Source organism: Paenibacillus sp. Mc5Re-14 (assembly GCF_001049835.1).
In the GTDB taxonomy this organism is placed as follows: domain Bacteria; phylum Bacillota; class Bacilli; order Paenibacillales; family Paenibacillaceae; genus Paenibacillus; species Paenibacillus polymyxa_C.
Genome location: NZ_CVPD01000001.1, coordinates 2,700,547 through 2,720,335, shown reverse-complemented (window position 1 = coordinate 2,720,335; position 19,789 = coordinate 2,700,547). Strand labels below are relative to the sequence as shown.

The following is a 19,789-nucleotide window of genomic DNA, read 5'->3' as shown; positions in this document are numbered from 1 at the left end:
TCTTGCATTTGCATAATTTATGAATATCATTGCGGTTCTGCTCATTAAGATTGCTTCGTCAGGGCCTCAGCCAGCAAAGATGCATAGGCTTTAGCGCCTTTAGGTTTTAAATGTACTCCATCATGCTCAAAATATGAGTTTTTACCGGAGCTTGCTGCATACCAGTCAATCATTGTAATTCGCGGATCTTGGGATGCAGCTTCGGCAAGATGCTTGTTCACAATGCTCTCCCAGGGCCGTGGTACACGGGTATTCACAAGTATAATACGCTTCGTATCCTTCAGGCTGGCGAGCAGATCAGATAACTGGTCCTTGGTAAAAGCGCCGTTCGTACCCAGTTCAATAATCACCGTCTTACCCAGCTGTCCGTTTTGTCTCAGTTGCTCCAGTACAGCAGGCGCTTCCGTCATTTGACGGCCGATCCGTCCATCCACAACGGCCCCCGGGAAGTATTCCTCAATGTACGACTGTACATCGAGCATGACAGAGTCTCCAATGGCGGTCACGCTCGAACCATCGCCTGTCATAGACTTAGCCTGTTTGGATGTAGTCGAAGGTTCCGTCTTCGTCGTAACGCCATCCGCAGTACCAGCCTTGACTGTCGTGTTTTTAGGCGTCTGGGCTTGAGACGGAGCTTTACTGTCCTGGACTCCTTGTGGCTTGATGGCTGTAGGCTCCTTGGAAGCTACGGACACCGTTCCGTGAAGCGGCGGCATCGCCTTTGCCTTTGCAATTGGCTTCTCATCACTAGATGCTGCCTGCAATGTTGCGTCAGGAGATACCACGTACAGGTGAACTGTACCCACACCAATACCTATACAAAACATTGCTGTTGCGGTTGTAGAGATCCATCTCCACCGCACCTGTCGACGAACCGCTGAACGAATTCCTGCAATCCAGTGCCGGAATCCATCGTGCCGAATCGGTTCCTCGACATATTTAAACGAGAGAGACGCCAGCAGTATGGTAGCTAGCAATTGTATAACGATACGCATCACATGCACACCATCGGTGTCCACCTGAGGTGTAGTTAGCGTGATAACTGGAAAATGCCATAGATACAGTCCGTAGGAACGGGCGCCTATCCAGCGTAGCGGCTTGCGTCCAAGCAGGCGACCGAGATGGCTCACTGGGTGTGCCAACGCTGCGACCACAATAGCAGTGACCACAGCAATCCCCAGCAAGCCGCCGCGGTACAGAGATGGATCATATTCATTCGAGGCCCACGCCCAGTGGAAAAGCAGCAGCAAGCTGATTGCACCGATGCCATCGAGAAGCAGGCGCGCCTTCGCAGAAGCATGCTCTTTCAGCTTGCCGCTTGGCCATACCAAGGCCAGCGCCGCACCAATCAGTAGAGCGAAGCCACGTGTATCCGTGCCATAATATACCCGGCTCGGATCGCTTCCCGGTACGTAAATCACGGCCATGAGGAGCGCAGATATTAACGCCAGACAAATCACCCATCCGGCCAGTACAATACGCTTGGGCATGTACTTTAGCCCAAGCGCCAGCAGTAAAGGCCACAGGATATAAAACTGCTCCTCCACCGCAAGCGACCACAGATGCCCAAGGGGAGAAGGAGGGCCGAAACTTTCAAAATACGAAACCTGATGGAAAATAAACCACCAATTGCTCATATACACCAATGCGGCAGGTACATCTCCGCGCAAGGCCGTAAGCCGTGACGGATCGAAAAGCAACGAGCACAGGACAATGGCAGCCACAACCGTCAGCATGGCAGGCAGCAACCTTCTGGCACGACGCACCCAGAAATCTTTCATTTTAAAACTATGATATGTATCCCACTGACTGACTAGAATATCTGTAATCAGATACCCCGACAAAGTAAAAAAGACGCCTACACCCAACAAACCACCCGGCAACCAATCCGGATTCAGATGATACACAATGACTGCGATGACCGCCAGTGCTCTTAATCCATCCAAACCTGGCATATAACGACGTTGTGACGACAACCGGTTAGACTTCATTTCAGCCGCCGTCCTTCTTGCAAATTCGAACTCTCTGTCTGTTTCAATGCTCTTCTGCCCTTTCCCTCTCCTGCACATCGTCTGTGCGATGCCCTGTAGCCTTTTCATTCATTATATAAAACTTCATAATCGTAATGATTTCATTGAAGTTAAAATTAATGACAATGTTTTTATTATATCATTCCTTTCCACAGTTAGGTAACTGCTGATAGATATACAAAAAAAGGCATCTCTTCCCTTAGGAAGAAAATACCTTTTTTTTAAATTCGTATCTATTAAAATTTGATGATCCCTGAGGTATGAAGGAATACCAACAACATCAGGATCGGTGCAACATAGCGAAGGCCGAACAACCATACACGGAACCAGATAGGCTTGAGATTGGCATGCTCGCCAGCAGTTTTCCAGTAGTACCCTGTGAATATAACAATCAGTAAGCCACCAAGTGGCAAGAAGATGTTGGACGCTGTGAAGTCAACAAAGTCAAAGAAGGATTTGTCGCCCACCTTTAACTCTGGAACCAACCCCATAGACAATGCAGAAGGGACACCCAGCAACAGACACAGGATCGATACGATGACAACCGAGCGAACCCGGCCCCAACGGAACCGCTCCATAACATAAGCTACGGGTACCTCCAGCAGGGATACCATAGAGCCTAATGCTGCAACCGCCAGCAATACGAAGAACAAACCGCCGAAGAAAGCTCCGAAAGGCATGGCAGAGAATGCAGCCGGTAAAGCAATAAAGACCAAAGACGGTCCTTGGGCAGGGTTAATACCAAAGGAGAAGGTTGTAGGGAAAATGATCATACCTGCGATAAACGCATAAATTAAATCCCCGCCACCAACTGCCAGCATGGCTCCACCCAGCGATTGTCGACGATCCACATAAGCACCATAAGTGACCATGATCCCCATCCCCAGTGAGAGGGAGAAGAAGGCATGTCCCAAAGCAACCAATGCAGACTCTATACTTAACTTAGAAAAATCAGGATTCAAAAAGAAGGATACACCCGCACCAGAGCCTGGCAGCATGAGAGCGTTAATCATCAGCACGAGCAACAGGATGACCTTAGCAGGAATCAAAATTTTATTGAACTTTTCAATTCCGTTCGATACCCCAAGGGTAACCACGACTGCTGTAAATGCAAAAACAATTAACAACCACACCAACGGTGCATAGCCGGAAGAAAATGAAGCGAACTGGCCAGCAAAATCATTATTAGAAAACAGACTTCCGCTAAATGCCTCTACAGCATAATGCAGTGTCCATCCTCCTACAATGGCATAGAACGACAAAATAACAAACGGCACGATAACAAACATAATGCTCATCTTGCCCCAAATTGGATGTCCGCCTACTTTCACCATTGCAGAGGCAGCACTTCCTCGACCTGCACGACCAAGCGCAAGCTCTGCTAAAAGCACAGGCAAACCAACAAGCAACAAGCAGACAATAAACAACAAGAAAAATGCAGCTCCGCCATATTGTCCGGTAATATACGGAAATTTCCAGATGTTACCTAGTCCTGCCGCACTCCCGATCGCTGCCAAAATGAATCCAGCCGACGAGAAGCGTTCATTCTTATCAGACAGGTTATTCTTCCCCTTGCCCAAATTCATGGTATCCCCCTCATTCTCTCTACTTACGCATAAACTTGAGCATGCGTACATAAATAATTTTTTCTCATTATAGCGTAAGTAGGATGTAAGGTCATGCATAATTTTTCACTATTACCGGATTTATTTTCATAATGTTCGGTATCTACACAATACAACAAAAAACTACATTTTTTCTTCAGTATCCTTCTTAATAATGGTCTCTCCCATACGATTGGATACTTTTTGGTAAATATACGAAATGGCCAGCAATACAACCCCAAAGGAGAAATAGGCTACAATAGTGCTTCCTGACGTTAACAAATGTAGATCGTACAAAAGCAGCTTACCTGTCGATAGCAGGGTCAAACCCAATCCAAATCGGCGGATGTAGACCACTCGTTTGAGGAAGCCGTATACAATATACAAAATAGCCAGCAGCAGATACACCAGACTGAACACAAGACCTGCGTCTCCCAGACGGAACTGAACTCCGAGAAAGGCGGTAATGATACCCAACAAATATACTCCCATAATGACCGGATACAGCTCATTACTTCTATACTGTCGAGTCATCAGTGCGTTTAGGAAGTCCCTGCTGCTGAAGAATACCAGTACATTAAAGGCTGCCAGTACAATTAACGCCACGTAATCAGTAGCCGTATTCTGCGCGTAATCCTCATGCAGGGTTGGAATCGCTACGGTAACCACCAATGCCAGCGCGTAGCCTATGACGTACAATGTCAAGCTATAGTATTTAATCACCCGATCGTACAGTAGCTTCACTTTAGGCAGGAAATAAGCTAACACCAGAGATACGCAGGTGAACAACAACACCTTGTACAAGGTGTAATGTGCAAACTCATCGGATACGACGATGTTATACCAATGACCAGCTTCATACAAAAGATAGAAGTACACGTTCACCAAAGCTACATACTTAAATCCTTGCATGATATGCATTTCGTACAAACGATTGTTTTTGAAAGCATTCGGACGGCTAAATTCAATCGCATAGAAGACAGTAACGATCAACATTCCCAATGTAATGAGCGTATATTTGAGCCCAAAATAATCCGTCTCAAAGCCTGATAACAGATATATAGGAAAATCGATGAAAAAGAATGCGCCCAGACACAGTCCTAGAATGCCCCAGCCTGCACGCTCTAATTCCTTCAAGCGATAGCGATGTCCATATAATGTGAGGAGCACTGCCTCGATTAACCAACCCATGGACAACCATCTGACTCCAAACTGGAACGGAATCATGAGAATGGCAAAGGTCAATGATGTCGCATAAAATAGTATTTTGGTTTGTTTCTCCTCTGGAATATATCGACGAACCCATTGGCCCAAGCCCCCATACACCAAGCAAAAGACGAGTGCCAGCAATCCTTTGTAATCATCCAGGCCTGCATCACCGAACAGAGAATACAGAACGGAACAGCTCACGACTGTATTCAGAGCCAACAGGGAGAAATCCAGCCATGATAGTTTTGTTTTGAATCGGAACGGCACCCACAGTGTCATCCCGAGATACATCGCAAATGTAATGATTGCATACAGCATACTGGCTATGGTGCTGTCTGATAACCACGTGAGTACAACCATTAATGGGGTATTGAGTAGAAAGCTGATATATTGCACGATGACCCACCGTTTGCGGAAGGATACGAGCAGGATCAACAGGTTCAGCAGGAATAGATAACCCATCGCAATATACACGGCGTTTCCTTCCAACCCGTTTGCAGCCATATAGGAAAAGAACGGGAGATATCCTCCTACTAAACCGAAGGAACATATCGTTCGAGACTCATATCTTAATGACAACAGCACAGCGGTCACCGTAACTAGAACGGACAAGCCTATGCCTGTATACATCCCTATGATTTCTAGCAAAAAGTAGCTATAAAATATGGACCCGTACAGTACAGAAATACCGCCGCCCAAAATACCGAGCGCAAAGGTCTGCTTCTGCTTGCGATACAACCACTCGCCGCCGCCCAACATTAGCGCTCCTAGCAAAAAGAAGGCAACGCCCTTCATATTTCCTGTAAACCAGTTTGAGTATGAGTATTTAAAAGCGGCTCCCACACCCAAGATAATAAGCAAAATTCCTAGCTTGTTAATCCAGTTCAATCCCAGCATCATTTCAAACTGATTCTGCTTCATACGCTTCTGCATCGTTTCTTCGCTGATCTCTTCTTCCCCGAGTTGATGGAGCTCGTGTGCCGTCTGATGAAGCAATTTGCGCTCTGCCTCCTGAAACCGCCTGCGTTGCTCCATGATCCGGTCACGAATCTCCTCTGAGAATAGTCTCAGTCTAGCGACGATCTCGTCCTGATCCTCTTTAAGCTCATGAGTGGTTTGCTGAATAAGCTGGTCCACCCGGTTTTTAGCCCCATACTCAATGGATGTCAGCCGATTTTCCCCTTCTGCAGTTCTGGAAGCAAAATAGGTCTCCAGCTTTTCCCGCGAAATGCGAATCATATTCGCCTTTTCGCTCAGCATTTGCTCTGTCAGCGCAGTACGCAGCTTTCCATTTTCCTGCTCAATATGTCGTACCCGCTCTTCCAAATGAATGCAGCGAGCCTGATAATCCTCGAACTTTTTTCGCAGCACCTCATTCTCCAGAATGATATCTGAAGCTTCGTAATCTGCAATTAATGTTTGATACTCCTTGAGCAGCTTATTCTGTTCTTGGCGGATCGTATGTAAACGATCTTTAAAATCCTCCATGTTCTCCTCCATCGCTGTTCGTTTTGGTAATCAATACATTTTACATGAAATTAAAATAGCATTATAGAGACTATAGCCCATTTTGAACGCTGATTTAAGGCTATTACTTAAATATTCTTCCAGTTTCATCATCACAGATGAAGTAGAATGGATATACATAAGAAATAAAGCCTACCTTCCCTCTTCGCAAACATGAAATCCGAATTATTTACACTGTATATGCATTTTTTTGGAAAGGTCATGTTGAAAAACGGAAGTAAAAAATAAAGTAGAGTGTATAGTTCAGATTTATCTATAATCCTCTCTTGCGTTTCCCCATCTGTGACTGACCATAAATAGGCGTGAGGACTATTGATAATCTCCAAAAGTTGATGTGTGTAACCTTTTGGATTATAATAATTTTGTTTATATATTTTGGACATATTTCAAAATATTTTAAAGGGGAATGAACAAACAATGAATAGGGCTATGACAGGAACAATATTTTGTTTTATATCTGCTATGTTGTATTCTTCTTATTATCTTTGTGCAGCAATTACAGGAGCCGGGCAGTTAAATCCTTTTTATGCTCCGTTTGGTTCTTTAAAAGTTTTTGCCGTAATTGCTTTGATTATTGGAGTAGCTTACTTAATTATAAGTGAATATGAATATTTGAAAAAAAAGAAGAAGGCCTAGGCCTTCTTCTTTTACATTATGACTTAATAATTTAAGTACTAGAGCCTTCTTTCTACTACTGTGATTACACCTTGTACTTTACCACCCGCAAGTTTAACAGGTGATTTAATGGTAACATTTTTGATACGCTCTAATTCCTTGCCCACATAATTATAACCAACTAGGTCCCCTCTAACTACTTTATAAAAAGGGGTAAATTGTAGTTTCGCTTGATATCCAGGCTGAACAGTTAGAGAACTATTATAAAGATGGGTTTCAGTAGTTGACCAGCCACCTCCTAGAACTTGAGTTACTGCATCATTCCATTTAGTGGAAATGGTCATATTCGCACTCCACGAAAAACTTTTTGACCAACCTACCATTTGCGTTAATGTGGTAGTTTTACTTGAATTTTTTATATAGTCAGTTATATCGGTTTTCTGATCTACTTGTAATTGTTGAGGATAATATGCGGATTGAATTAATTTACGCTTAAAAACAAAGTCAAGGCCAGTATCAGCCATTGGACTAATCCTATTTCCGCTATCATAAACTTGAGCTGTGACTGTCTGTGGCTGTTCTTGAGAAAGGAGCTTTTGATACTCATTTAACGAGATTTCTTCCAAACCACTGTCTGTAGTTATGTAGGCTTTAACTACTTCGGGCTGTGAAGTAGCTGACTCACTAACAGCAATATTAGAATTAGTTGTCTCAGCATTTGCAACAGATACAACCGGAACAGAAAATAGAGCTAATGATAGAGCAAACAATGCAATACTTTTCTTTTTCAAAGCAATTCCTCCAATAATATTATTTTATAGAAACCTTTTTTGCATAGAAACTTACAAAAAAAGCGACTAACAACCCCAATAAATATGTCAGTATGTAGTGTTATGTAATCGAGCAAAAATAGAGTGAAGAAAATTGCATATAAAATTAAAATATAAAATATTTCAATTTTATTATATTTTTTAATTAAAGGTAATAATTTCAATAATTATTGTATCACAAAGTTTCTGTTTTACTACCATAAAATTCAATAAACCTAAAATGAGTATATTTTCCTAGATAGCTGACTTTTCAAAGCTATTCTATTGAATTTTTTGCATATGAACAGACGGGTACACTATTACTAAAAAGATACTATGGGCAGTCTTGTCATTTTTGTCTATCTACCGAAGAATTAAGTGATATTAAAGGCTTTCTGATATGTAAAGATTGCAACTATATGCTCAAGATCGTATTTATGCGTATACAAGTCTTTCAACCCAAAGAGATCATGCCCAACTTCTTTTAGATCTATATGAAAGCCATCCGAATGCTACACAACAACAATATGCTGGTATGTTAGGTATCTCAGAATCTCGCATAAGCAGCTTAAAAGGTTCTTGTAGCTTGATTAACCTGCCAAAAATTCGTATACTAACAAAAAAGCAAACGACATTATGCCTATGAAGAGCATCCAACTCGGAGGCGTTTACGCCAAGGATTATACGTTAGTGTACGATATGGCGATATGTTCCTAAGTAAACCGGACCCGCCCGTTAAAGCGGAGCAAAGTGGATTGGAGAGTCATGACATCAGTCATGCTGTCCGGTCAATTTGGGTGGCACCGCGAGATCAAAGCGCTCCTCGTCCCATGTGGATGAGGGCGCTTTTTGTATTTTTATCCGAAGAAGGAGTGCGGTGTCATGTTGGATATCAAATGGATCAGAGAGCATCAAGAGCAAGTTCAGAGAGCAGCAGACGACAAAGGAATACAGGTATCGGTCGCAGAATTGTTAACCCTGGATGATCGGAGAAAGCAGTTGCTTCAGGAAGTAGAACAGCTTCGTCAGACACGCAATCAGTGCAGTCAGGATATTGGGGCACTGATTCATGCCGGAAAGAATGAACAGGCGGAACGGGCTAAGCGGCAGGTTAAAGAAATTAACGGACGACTAGATCTTCTGGAAGTTCCGCAACAGGAAATAGAGGAACAATTTCAACAGCTTTTGCTTCTAATGCCTAATATCGTATCCCCAGATACGCCATGGGGAAGAACGGATGAAGATAATGTAGAATTGGAGCGGGTCGGGACGATACCTGACTTTGGATTTGAACCCAAGGATCACATGACGCTCGGCCAGCTTCACAACCTGATCGACGTGCCTCGCGGTGTCAAAACAGCCGGTACCCGTAACTACTATCTGACGGGGGCTGGGGTGGCGTTGCACCGGGCTGTGCAGCAGCTTGCTGTTGATCTGCTAAGCGAACGAGGATTTCAGCTGCTGGACGTTCCATTAATGGTACACTCCGAGGCAATGCGCAGCACTGGCTTTTTCCCGCTTGGATTGGATCAGACGTACCGCATCGCAGGGGAGGATCAATGGCTTGTAGGCACCTCGGAAGTTCCGCTGGTCTCGTATTACAGCGGAGAAATTGTGGACGTTACAGACCCGATTCGGCTGGCGGCGGTATCCGTATGCTTCCGCAACGAGGTCGGCTCGGCCGGAAGGGACGTTCACGGACTGTATCGTGTGCACCAGTTTGCCAAGGTGGAGCAGGTCATCATCTGTGAGGCGAGCTTGGACGCTTCAGAGCAGATGTTTCAGGAGATTACGCATAATGCGGAAGATCTGCTTCAACTGTTGGAGCTACCTTACCGCAAGATGGCTGTCTGTACAGGCGACATGTCGCAAAAAACCTACAAGCAGGTGGACATTGAGACATGGATGCCTAGTCGACAGTCTTACGGCGAAACACACTCGTCGTCCCAGCTGCTTGATTTTCAGGCGCGTCGTTCCAACATCCGGTACCGTAACGCGGACGGCAAGCTACAATATTGTTACACACTCAACAATACAGCGGTCGCTTCGCCTCGGATATTGATCCCGCTGCTAGAGCATCACCAACAAGAGGACGGTTCGATCCGCATTCCAGAAGCTTTACGTCAGTATATGCCGCAGCATATGGATTTTTTGCGTGTGCCCACGTCATGAAAATATGGGCACACTCTGAAGAAGCGTAGAGACAAATGAGTAGGATTTCCTCACAGTAATAAACACAAAAAAGACGAAGGACAACGATCTGGTCATACCCCTGTCAAGTAGACAGAACTAAAAAGACATCTTTAAGCAGCAACCGTTTCTCGGTATTCAATCGGGGAACGGTTGTTTAATTTTTTCTGAAATCTATTTTCATTATAAAAAGAAATGTACTCCCGTACGTGTTGTTCTACCTCCGCTAGGGTTCCGGGTTTCGTTAAATAAATCTTCTCTGTTTTAAGATGGGAGAAGAAGGATTCTATACAGGCATTGTCTAGGCAATTTCCACGCCTTGAATGGCTCCCAAACATTCCAAGCTGCTTAAGTTTGCGGTTAAACGGCTTGGAGGTATACTGAAAACCCTGGTCTGAATGGAGAATGACACCCTCCATGTTCGCGTTCTTACTTAGAACGTCTAGGGTCTCGCTAACTAGAGCAAGGTCATTTCGTTCCGAAAGACGCCAAGCCACGATTTCATTGTTAAACAGATCTTGAATGACAGAGAGATATACAAACCGCTCTCCAGCTCGTATGTATGTAATATCGGTAACCAGCTTGGATAAAGGAGAATCTGCCTGAAATTGTCGATCTAATCGGTTGGCATTTACCACAGATGCCTGTTTGCCAAAAAAGCGCCGCTTCTTTCGAATGACGGAACGGATTCCTAATTTCTTCATTAGGCGGTACACCTTTTTGTGATTGACCAAGATACCTTCTCTACGTAAAGCAACGGTCATCCGCAGATAACCAAAATAGGGATGGATCCGGTGGATCGACAACATATGCGATTCCAGAAGCTCTTCTTCTTGCTTACGCTGCTGGGTTGTTTGCTGATTCTTTCTCCATTTATAATATCCTGCCCGAGAAACATGGGCTAATTCAAGTAACCATTTCAACGAATATCGTGTTCGCATTCCCTCAATAATTTCAAACCTCGCTTCTTTCCTCGTCACTCCTTGTGTAGATTTGGATACTGCTTTTTTAAATATTCAATCTCCGCCCGTAGATACGCCATCTCCTCTTCCATACTGGAAAATTTCGTTTTGGTTCGTCCCTGCCTTGGGGTCGTTGGCTGGAGGTTCTCCCCCGCTCGATGTTTCATCACCCAGCTTTGCACTTGGGATTTATTGCGAATGTCCAATTGTTTCGTCACTTCACGAATACTCATATGTTCTTCGTTCACCAACCGGACTGCCTCCATCTTTACATCTAAGGAGTATTGCCGGAATGATTGTCCCTTTTTAGCCATGAAAAATCCCCTCCGTTCAACAAGATTAAGTCCATCTTAACAGATGTCTTTTCTCTCTTGTCTACTAGAAGGGGATAATACCAATCCTTCGTCTTTTTTAATGTCTCACTGCGCTTCTGCTTCCCATGCACTGGCAGGACCAAAAAATTCATAGTGGATATCCGATGCAGGGATATTCCACTCCTTCAACAGGCCGTATACCGATTGCATGAATCCCACAGGGCCGCAAAAGTAATATTGGGCATTACGTTCCGGTATTACGGATTGCAGCCAAGCCAGATCCAAACGTCCTTCCTTGTGAAAAGCCTGGGCTAGACGATCCTGCTCGGTTGGTCTGCTGTAGCACCACCGAACGGCCGCCTGTGCATGTGTGGCGACCAGCTTTTCCACCTCATTACGCAGAGCATGGTTATCTCCGTTGACCGCTGCGTGGACAAAGGTGACGGGCCGATCTGGAGCAGACTTCACCAAGGAAGCCAACATACTGACCATCGGGGTTAGCCCGACTCCACCGCTAATCAATACAACAGGTCTGCGATCTGTCTGATCCAGCGTAAAATCACCCGCAGGTGCAGACACCCGCAGCACATCGCCCTCCTGCACCTGCTCATGCAGATACACAGATACTTTACCCGCTGGGCGAGACCCGACGGCGTCCTCGCGTTTTACGGATATCCGGTAGTAAGGTTGGCCCGGTGCATCGGAAAGGCTATACTGACGGATGTGGGTGTTATGTTCACCCGGGATCTGCATCTGCAGACTGATATATTGCCCAGGCTCGAATGCAGGCAGCACCTGTCCATCCTGCGGCACCAGATAAAAGGACGTAATCTGGTCGCTTTCCTTAACCTTTTTCTGCACAACAAAGTTCTTGAAGTCTGACCAGCCTCCCTGCTGCTGTTCAGCGTTCTTGTACATTTCAGCTTCCACATCTATAAATACATTCGCAATCACACCATAGGCTTCGGCCCATGCGTTGATGATCTCATCTGTTGCTGCATCCCCTAGCACGTCCTTGATCGCAGCGAGCAGATATTTCCCGACGATAGGATAATGCTCTGGCTTAATCCCCAAACTACGATGCTTATGTGCAATCTGACGTACCACCGGAAGAATTTCCTCCAGACGGTCAATGTGCTGTGCAGCCGCATATACAGCATTGGCCAACGCACCTTGTTGACGTCCTTGCTTCTGATTCGCGTGATTAAATATATTGAGAAGCTCGGGATGGGCCTCGAACATCATCTGGTAAAAACGCTTGGTGATCGTAGTTCCGTGTACCTCCAAAACAGGTACAGTCGATTTAATCGTTGCAATGGTTTGCTCACTTAACATCGTAGTATCCCTCTTCTCTCCAAAATAAGATGAACAATAGTTGTTATTAACATAGTTCCCTTTTGTTAACCCTCAATTAAAGCAAGTATACCCACATAAAGCAATCGTTTATGTGATTCCAGTCACTTTAAATTTGAAATAATTCATGAACGTGTCAATGACAAAGCGCACAATCACAAACAATTCTGATATAAGTGACGAGCTTCCCTATATACCTATTTCGTATGTAATGATCAAATTTGTTCTTTCTTCTAACAGCAGTTTACCATTCTAAAGACTTCAATTTATTCCACTTGTAAACGCTTCCAATTAAGATAAAATCAAAGATGAGGTGCCGGACAAGCCCTTCTGGCCCATCCTATCCGTGTTAAAGGAGGCAGATGATATCGTGAAGTGGATCAGCAACAGCAAATCGTTAGCCGCATGGATTTGTATTATACTCGCAGTGGTCGGTGCAGGTCTTCAACCTGATGCGGTACATGCCAATACTACAGGCGTTACGCAAGCAACCTATGGGAGCGAGATGAACCCATCGCTGAATGGTATAGACGCCGCTAATGCAGAACTTTCCTTGAATGCAATAGCAAGCACAGCCATTACGAACGGAACAGATTGGAAAGACACCGCAGGTAACCCGATTCAGGCAAACAGCGGAAATATCCTAAAAGTAGGCTCCACTTATTATTGGTACGGCGAGCATGCCGAAAACTGGAAATTTGAAAAAGTGAACGTATACACCTCGACCGATTTGAAAAATTGGTCCTTCCGCAGTAGTATTCTCACCAAAGATTCCGCCCCTGAGCTGAATTCAAGCAAAATTGAGCGTCCCAAAGTCATTTACAACAAATCCACCGGAAAATATGTATTATGGGCACACTATGAAAATGGCACGGATTACTCACTCGGTCGCGTAGCTGTCGCTACCAGCGATACACCCGACGGGAATTTTACTTACCAAGGCAGCTTCCGCCCGCTGAATTATGAGTCTCGTGATATGACGGTATTTACGGATACTGACGGTAGCGGCTACCTCATTACAGCTTCCCGTAAAAATGGCGGCGCCAACGATACGATGGCAATCTTCAAGCTGACGGCCGATTATACAGGTGTGCAGTCGTTCGTTGGCTGGATTTTTGAAAATGGCTATCGTGAAGCCCCCGCTGTTGTGAAAAAGAATAACACCTACTACCTGTTTACCTCACAGGCATCCGGCTGGTATCCGAATCAGGGTGCTTATGCAACCGCCAGCTCCATGACTGGAAGCTGGTCTGCTTTGTCGCCTTTCGGAGATCCGGCGGCTTATGGCTCGCAAATCCACTCCATCGCCACAATTACAGGCAGCACTGGAACCAGCTACATCTATATGGGCGACCGCTGGAACCCGCTCAATCTGAGCGATCACAAATTCATCTGGTTGCCACTGACCTTGAATGATGCTAATAAAACGGCAACCCTCAATTGGTACAGTAGTTGGGATTTGGATGCTGCCACAGGCAAGGTCATCCTGCCTTCTCTTGTGAATCACGCGCAAGGCAAAACAGCAACTGCCAGCTCAGCCGCCTCCGCTTCTCCGGCTTCACTGGCGAACGATGGCAACCCTCAAACTTCATGGAAGGCTACATCTGCATCCTGGCCTGCATGGTGGCAGGTCGATTTGGCCAGTACCAAGACGATTAGCGAAGTGAATATTTCATGGTTTATGTACAAAGGATCTGAGGCATATTACAAGTATAAAATCGAGTATAGTACGGATGGTGTTCATTATTCCACCATTGACCGCACAAGCAATACCACATATGGCTTTACCAGTGACAAAGTTAACTTCCAAGCCCGTTACGTGCGCATCAATCTTGTAAATGCAGTGCTATTTAATAATCCGAACAACTGGTATACCCCAACGGTGCATGAAGTAAGATTGCTTGGCAATTAATTTGCTTCATTAAAAAGAACATGGCAGGAGAGCGCCCACATCTGATAGGCTTCTTCTGCCATGTTTGCTTTACCACCTGTTTCGTACTCATTCGCTCAACGTATCCGATTTACTGTGGTAAACACAAATTTATCATACCGATGCCGTGAGAATGAGTATTCAAACGGTATACCCGTATCCAGATAACCTACCTGCTCAATTTCTAAAACCGGATCATCCGCACCACAATCCAAATAATTCCAGTCTAGCTCGGTCGACTTGGACGCACGGATGGTACGATGTGAACTGACAATATTAAGGCCCAGCTCCTCCTTAATATGTTTGTACACTGAGCCGTGCAACACCTGCTCGGTAATACCGCTGATCAGCTTGGTAGGCATGTATGTGCGCTCTATCACATACGGCTCTCCTTCTACAATACGCAGACGGACTACATGATACACAGGAGAATTGGCATCAATAAATAGATGCGCCGCTACCTCTTCAGATGGAAATTGAACGTCAAAGGCTATGATTTTACTTTTGATTTCTTTCCCGCGCAGTACGTTAGTCAGCCCCAGCATTTCATTCACAACGACATTAACCGGACCATTGTAGACCGATTTGACGATAAAGGTTCCGTGTCCTCTTTTACGATTCAACAGCCCTTCCGACACCAACGTATCCAATGCCCTCTTAATCGTCATCCGACTTACCCGGAACTCACTGGCCAGTGAAATTTCATCGGGGATCGGATCATCACTGCTATAGGTCTTATCTATAATACGCTTCTTGACCTCTTGTGCAATCCGTTGGTATTTATTCATCTGTCTACCACCTGTACTAAAATTTGTTTTATGTCAGCATTTTACCAAAAACATCGGTAGCGCTGGTTCTTTTGGTTCTGCAGGCGGGGACATCGAGGTATTATGGTATAAGTAAGTATACCGAACAATATACTTTCTCACCAGCAGTATACAGGGGAACTTGGCTCGGTGATAAAAAAAGGTGGTCCAGAGGACCACCCACCACCTTAGAATCCGTTATTTTCGATCACTTGCTTGAACCAGTGCCCACTCTGTTTAACGGATCTTTTGCCTTCGTTCTGAAGGTCGACAGATACGAAGCCATAGCGATTTTTATAAGCGTTCGTCCAGGACCAGTTGTCCATAAATGTCCATAAGTGATAACCTTTTACATTGGAGCCTTCTGAGATGGCACGTTGAACCCATTTGAGATGCTCACGGATAAAATCAATGCGATAGTCATCATGGATCATGCCGTTCTCATCCCTGAATTTTTCCTCGCCTTGAACACCCATTCCATTTTCTGATATGAAGCATTCAATGTTTCCATAATTCTCCCTGACATTGGTCAGAATGTCGTAAATGCCCTTCTCATAAATCTCCCAGCCTCGCATCTCATTCATCTTACGACCAGGCATGGCGTAATAATCGAAGAATCGTTCCGGCACAAAAGGCGCATCTGGATTCGGAAGACTTTCGCGAGCCTTGACTCTGCGCGGCTGATAATAGTTAATCCCCAGCAGGTCCACAGTGCCCTGACGTATAATCTCCCGATCTCCGTCTTCCATGCTTGGTACGAATCCCTCTTGGCGTAATAGCTCCACGAGCAAAGGATTAAATTCTCCCGTCACAGATGGGTCTAAAAAGGAACGGTTAAAGAACGCATCGCATATTTCAGCAGCCTGCACGTCTGCAGGGTGCTGACTACGCGGATAAGTTGGCGTCAGGTTCAAAATAATACCAATTTTGCCCTTATAACCGCCTTCTTTGTAAGCCTTAATGGCACTCGCGCTCGATAGCAGGGTATGATATCCCACCTGTACAGCTTTCCCGAAATCCACTTCATTTGGATAGTGGAAATCGTACAGATAGCCGCCTTCCACCGGGACAATCGGCTCGTTATGTGTAAACCATTTGGCTACACGATCCCCGAATAGCTCAAAGCAAGTGTTAGTGTAATCCACGTAAGCTTCGACCGTCTCCCGGTTTACCCATCCTCCTTTTTCCTGCAAAGCCATCGGCAAATCAAAATGATATAGATTCACAAACGGCTCAATCCCTGCCTTATGCAACTCTGCAATGACGGCATTATAGAATTGAACCGCCTTCTGGTTCAATTCACCTCTTCCTGCCGGAAACAGGCGTGACCAGGAAATGGAGAACCGGAAGGAGTTATGGCCAAGCTCTTTCATGAGTGCAATATCTTCTTTGTAACGAGTATAGAAGCGGGATGTATCGCCAGGCCCCACCCCGTCATAAAAACGGTTTGGCTCCTGTTCAAACCAATAATCCCAGATGTTCGGTCCTTTGCCGTCTCCCTCCACGGTTCCTTCTGTCTGGGTAGCCGAGGCTGATGACCCCCACCAGAAGTCGGATGGAAAACAGTATTGAATGGCTTGCTGCTCTGTATCTTTCATTTCGGTATGATTCACAGCTCTACTCCTCTCTCTTTTGCAATGAATAAGCCGCTGGTTCAGGCTCATTCACACTACATTCCAACAGTTTGATCCTTACCTGCAATGGCTGCTTGGTTAATCTCCTCTTCCTGCTCTTTACGGACGTTCATTCGATCAATAAATTTCAGGAATGGGAACCAAATGACAAAAACGACAGCCATATTAAACAACTGCAGTACGCCTCCCATTAGAGATCCCGTAGCCATCATTCCACTAAAGAACAACGGCATCGTCCAAGGGACCTGTATTCCGTTAGGCGGTGGTACAAGCCCGGTGGACATCGCGAAGTAAGTAATCAGCGTAACAATCATTGGAGCAATGACCCATGGGACAAAAATAAGCGGATTCATCACAATCGGCAAACCAAAAATGACGGGTTCATTGACATTGAATAGACCTGGTCCAATGGCCAACTTACTGACCTGCTTCAATTGCTTGCTCTTTAGGAAGATCAGAATCGTGAGCACGACTGCCAGTGTCATACCTGTACCACCGATACCTACGGTATAAATATCCACAAACTGCTTGGTGATAATATGCGGCAGTTCTGCTCCTTTGGAGTACGCTTCGTAGTTTTCAAGTGCCAGCGTATTCCAGATCGGTTCCATGACTGAGTTGATAATAATCTGACCATGAAGCCCAAAGAACCATAAAAGCTGAACAAAGAAAATAGCAATTAATGTAGGAACAATACCACTGCCCAAATGCACCAGAGGTGCCTGTACAGCATGATAAATCAGATCATGCAGGTTATTATGAAGAGTCAGTGTAACTACAACATTAATGATCAAAAATATGCCCAATGTGATACACGCCGGAAGCAAAGCGGCAAACGATTTGGCAACAGCTGGCGGAACGCCTGGAGGCATTTTGATAACAATGTTCCGCTGTGTCACTCTTCGATAAATTTCAGCAGCTATAAAAGCAACGATCATGCCAAGGAACATGCCTTTGGCCCCAATTCGATCTAACGGAATGACACCAGCAATCGTGGCACCGTTTTCTTGTGTCAGCACAAACGGGGTGAGCATCAAGAAGCTGACCAACGCGATCATGCCGCCAAATATGGGCTCGACCTTATAACTTCGGGATAAATAATAGCCGATCCCGACAACCACGAATAAGGTCATGATGTTCAGGGTGGCACTCGGCGCAATGTTCAGCAGACTGTTAAAAGTCGCATAATTACCGTCCCCCATCCACCCTTTGAGAAACGGCAGATTGATAATAACGACAATGATGGAGCCAAAAACTGTTAATGGAAATGACAACATAAATGCATCACGCAGTACAGTAAGATAGCGGTTGTTGTTCAGTTTACCGGCAATAGGTATCAGTATCCGGCTTAATTTTTCAAACAAAGCCTATTCCTCCCCGCGAAGTGACTTGCATCATAGGGTTGCAAGCATTTCATGTCCCAAAATTCACAATTTTACAGGTCCTGCTATAAACTTCTGGATTTGAACAGCTCCAGTAGTTCTTTAACCAGATCCTTCATGGTAACCGTGGACATCAGATGATCCTCGGCATGCATCAGAAGGAGCGAGAAGGGAGTTTGAGTACCTCCCGCTTCCTTCTTAACCATTTGAAAATGGATATCATGTGCAGCACGTAAATCTTGCTTGGCTTCTTTGAGCAGTTCGTCCGCACCTTCTACATTTTCATTTCGATATTCAGTCAGCGCTTGAATTACTTTACTGCGAGCGCTTCCACTGTGAAGAATAAGTTGGAAACTAATTTGCTCTTCCGTCAGTTCAGCTATATTGATCTTATCCATTTTTGCGTTCCACCAGCTTTACGGCCTGTTCATAGGCTTTCTTACCGTCAACCATTCCGTAGGCCATCATGTCGATCACTTCTACATGAATACCATATTGAGATGCTTCCTTTTCCAGTTGTCCTTTAAGAAAACTCATTTGCGGGCCAATCAATACCGCGTCAGCCTTAGCCATATCTTCTGCCGCCTGATCTTGACCTACTGCCCAAATTTCAGCCTCATCTCCAATGGACTTAGCATATTCCTGCATCTTGGTAACCAGCAAACTTGTAGACATACCTGAGCTGCACGCCAGTAAAATTCTCTTCATGATTATTCCTTCCCTTCAAGGTCTGATTGGATGATAACTACTAGAAAACGTTTACAGCGTAATTATAAATCCGCTTTTCGGATTTGTCTATACATTTAACATATATGTATAGACTTTTTTTAAAATGACACATTTTCTTCTTTTTTTGAAAAATGAACTGATATTATCTTAAATCTCTCAATAATAATCGATTCTCACTATAAGAGATGTGCGAGGGCTTAGCGAGCAGCGGCATCAAGCACTTCAGGATTGCACGCAGATATATGAGGAAGCACCCAGAACGCTACGTTGCTGCGGTACTACCAGAGCTTCGCTTTGAGGATGAACAGAGTTTAATATCGTGCTGTCTGCCCATTTTCTGTTTAGGTATAGTGATCGACTCGACTATGAGTTTCATAAAAATACGGTACACGAACTGCTACGAGTGGCTTCAGAGGAAGTCCGCATTTTTCCTCTGACCGATTTAACAGGCACTCGTTACGATCTGCTAGATCGTTTGATTCTTGAGCTGGAGGCAGAAGGCTTACGGGTGACGGAGGCCAAGATCCCGTATGAGTTTATGCGTAACGGCAACTCTCTGTTGAGCATCCGAAAGATGTAGGTCAGGTTTAGAGCTTTCACACACTGAAAATTAGAAAAAATTTGAATATCAAGAAACATTCCTACATTTTTATCGTCTATATTATGGAAGGCCTTACGTATGAGGGCAGAATTCT

At 44.9% G+C, this 19,789-nt stretch carries 15 protein-coding genes; 4 read left to right on the top strand and 11 right to left on the bottom strand.

Going from position 1 to position 19,789, the window contains the following annotated elements:
- Positions 1–44 precede the first annotated feature (44 nt).
- From BN1546_RS12370 to BN1546_RS12360, 3 genes are all read right to left on the bottom strand, one after another.
- Entirely contained in the window at positions 45–2,099 is a 2,055-nt protein-coding gene (locus BN1546_RS12370) for an acyltransferase family protein (protein ID WP_090737709.1), read from the bottom strand.
- A 167-nt stretch (positions 2,100–2,266) separates the two neighbouring features.
- On the bottom strand, positions 2,267–3,616 hold the full coding sequence (locus BN1546_RS12365) for a sodium-dependent transporter (protein ID WP_025675755.1): 1,350 nt from the start codon (positions 3,614–3,616) through the stop codon (positions 2,267–2,269).
- A 162-nt stretch (positions 3,617–3,778) separates the two neighbouring features.
- Positions 3,779–6,331, bottom strand: a complete 2,553-nt coding sequence (locus tag BN1546_RS12360) for a DUF2339 domain-containing protein (protein ID WP_090737707.1) — start codon at positions 6,329–6,331, stop codon at positions 3,779–3,781.
- Between the two features lie 456 nt (positions 6,332–6,787).
- On the opposite strand from BN1546_RS12360, the gene BN1546_RS12355 reads away from it, so the two are divergent.
- Complete coding sequence (locus tag BN1546_RS12355; RefSeq protein WP_044786992.1) at positions 6,788–7,006, top strand: hypothetical protein; 219 nt, start codon at positions 6,788–6,790, stop codon at positions 7,004–7,006.
- A 38-nt stretch (positions 7,007–7,044) separates the two neighbouring features.
- On the opposite strand, the gene BN1546_RS12350 is transcribed toward BN1546_RS12355, so the two are convergent.
- The gene (locus BN1546_RS12350; protein ID WP_090737705.1) at positions 7,045–7,776 is read right to left on the bottom strand and encodes a hypothetical protein; all 732 of its coding nucleotides are present in this window, start codon (positions 7,774–7,776) and stop codon (positions 7,045–7,047) included.
- A 900-nt stretch (positions 7,777–8,676) separates the two neighbouring features.
- Here BN1546_RS12350 and serS point away from each other — a divergent pair.
- Positions 8,677–9,966, top strand: coding sequence for a serine--tRNA ligase (gene serS, locus BN1546_RS12345; RefSeq protein WP_090737703.1), 1,290 nt, complete (start codon positions 8,677–8,679; stop codon positions 9,964–9,966).
- 131 nt (positions 9,967–10,097) lie between these two features.
- On the opposite strand, the gene BN1546_RS12340 is transcribed toward serS, so the two are convergent.
- A protein-coding gene (locus BN1546_RS12340) for an IS3 family transposase (RefSeq protein ID WP_369690579.1) occupies positions 10,098–11,260 on the bottom strand; the annotation gives its coding sequence in 2 pieces (ribosomal slippage) (positions 10,098–10,996 and positions 10,996–11,260; 1,164 coding nt in all).
- Between the two features lie 105 nt (positions 11,261–11,365).
- Positions 11,366–12,595, bottom strand: coding sequence for an NO-inducible flavohemoprotein (gene hmpA, locus BN1546_RS12335; protein WP_013373712.1), 1,230 nt, complete (start codon positions 12,593–12,595; stop codon positions 11,366–11,368).
- A gap of 388 nt (positions 12,596–12,983) precedes the next feature.
- Between hmpA and BN1546_RS12330 the strand changes: the two genes are divergently transcribed.
- The gene (locus BN1546_RS12330) at positions 12,984–14,525 is read left to right on the top strand and encodes a family 43 glycosylhydrolase (RefSeq protein ID WP_090737701.1); all 1,542 of its coding nucleotides are present in this window, start codon (positions 12,984–12,986) and stop codon (positions 14,523–14,525) included.
- Between the two features lie 95 nt (positions 14,526–14,620).
- Here BN1546_RS12330 and BN1546_RS12325 read toward each other — a convergent pair whose 3' ends face one another.
- The 5 genes from BN1546_RS12325 to BN1546_RS12305 all read right to left on the bottom strand — a co-directional run bounded on the left by BN1546_RS12325 (position 14,621) and on the right by BN1546_RS12305 (position 19,073).
- Entirely contained in the window at positions 14,621–15,331 is a 711-nt protein-coding gene (locus BN1546_RS12325; RefSeq protein WP_025675749.1) for a GntR family transcriptional regulator, read from the bottom strand.
- Positions 15,332–15,537: 206 nt separating this feature from the next.
- Positions 15,538–16,947, bottom strand: a complete 1,410-nt coding sequence (locus tag BN1546_RS12320; protein ID WP_090739151.1) for a glycoside hydrolase family 1 protein — start codon at positions 16,945–16,947, stop codon at positions 15,538–15,540.
- A 71-nt stretch (positions 16,948–17,018) separates the two neighbouring features.
- On the bottom strand, positions 17,019–18,347 hold the full coding sequence (celB, locus tag BN1546_RS12315) for a PTS cellobiose transporter subunit IIC (protein WP_064962775.1): 1,329 nt from the start codon (positions 18,345–18,347) through the stop codon (positions 17,019–17,021).
- An 83-nt stretch (positions 18,348–18,430) separates the two neighbouring features.
- A complete protein-coding gene (locus BN1546_RS12310) occupies positions 18,431–18,763 on the bottom strand; it encodes a PTS sugar transporter subunit IIA (RefSeq protein ID WP_013373717.1) in 333 nt (110 codons plus the stop codon).
- Positions 18,756–19,073, bottom strand: coding sequence for a PTS sugar transporter subunit IIB (locus tag BN1546_RS12305; RefSeq protein ID WP_040102565.1), 318 nt, complete (start codon positions 19,071–19,073; stop codon positions 18,756–18,758). Before BN1546_RS12305 ends, BN1546_RS12310 begins: the two co-directional genes overlap by 8 nt.
- A gap of 340 nt (positions 19,074–19,413) precedes the next feature.
- Here BN1546_RS12305 and BN1546_RS12300 point away from each other — a divergent pair, with 340 nt between their 5' ends.
- On the top strand, positions 19,414–19,674 hold the full coding sequence (locus tag BN1546_RS12300; protein ID WP_255305322.1) for a hypothetical protein: 261 nt from the start codon (positions 19,414–19,416) through the stop codon (positions 19,672–19,674).
- Positions 19,675–19,789 lie beyond the last annotated feature (115 nt).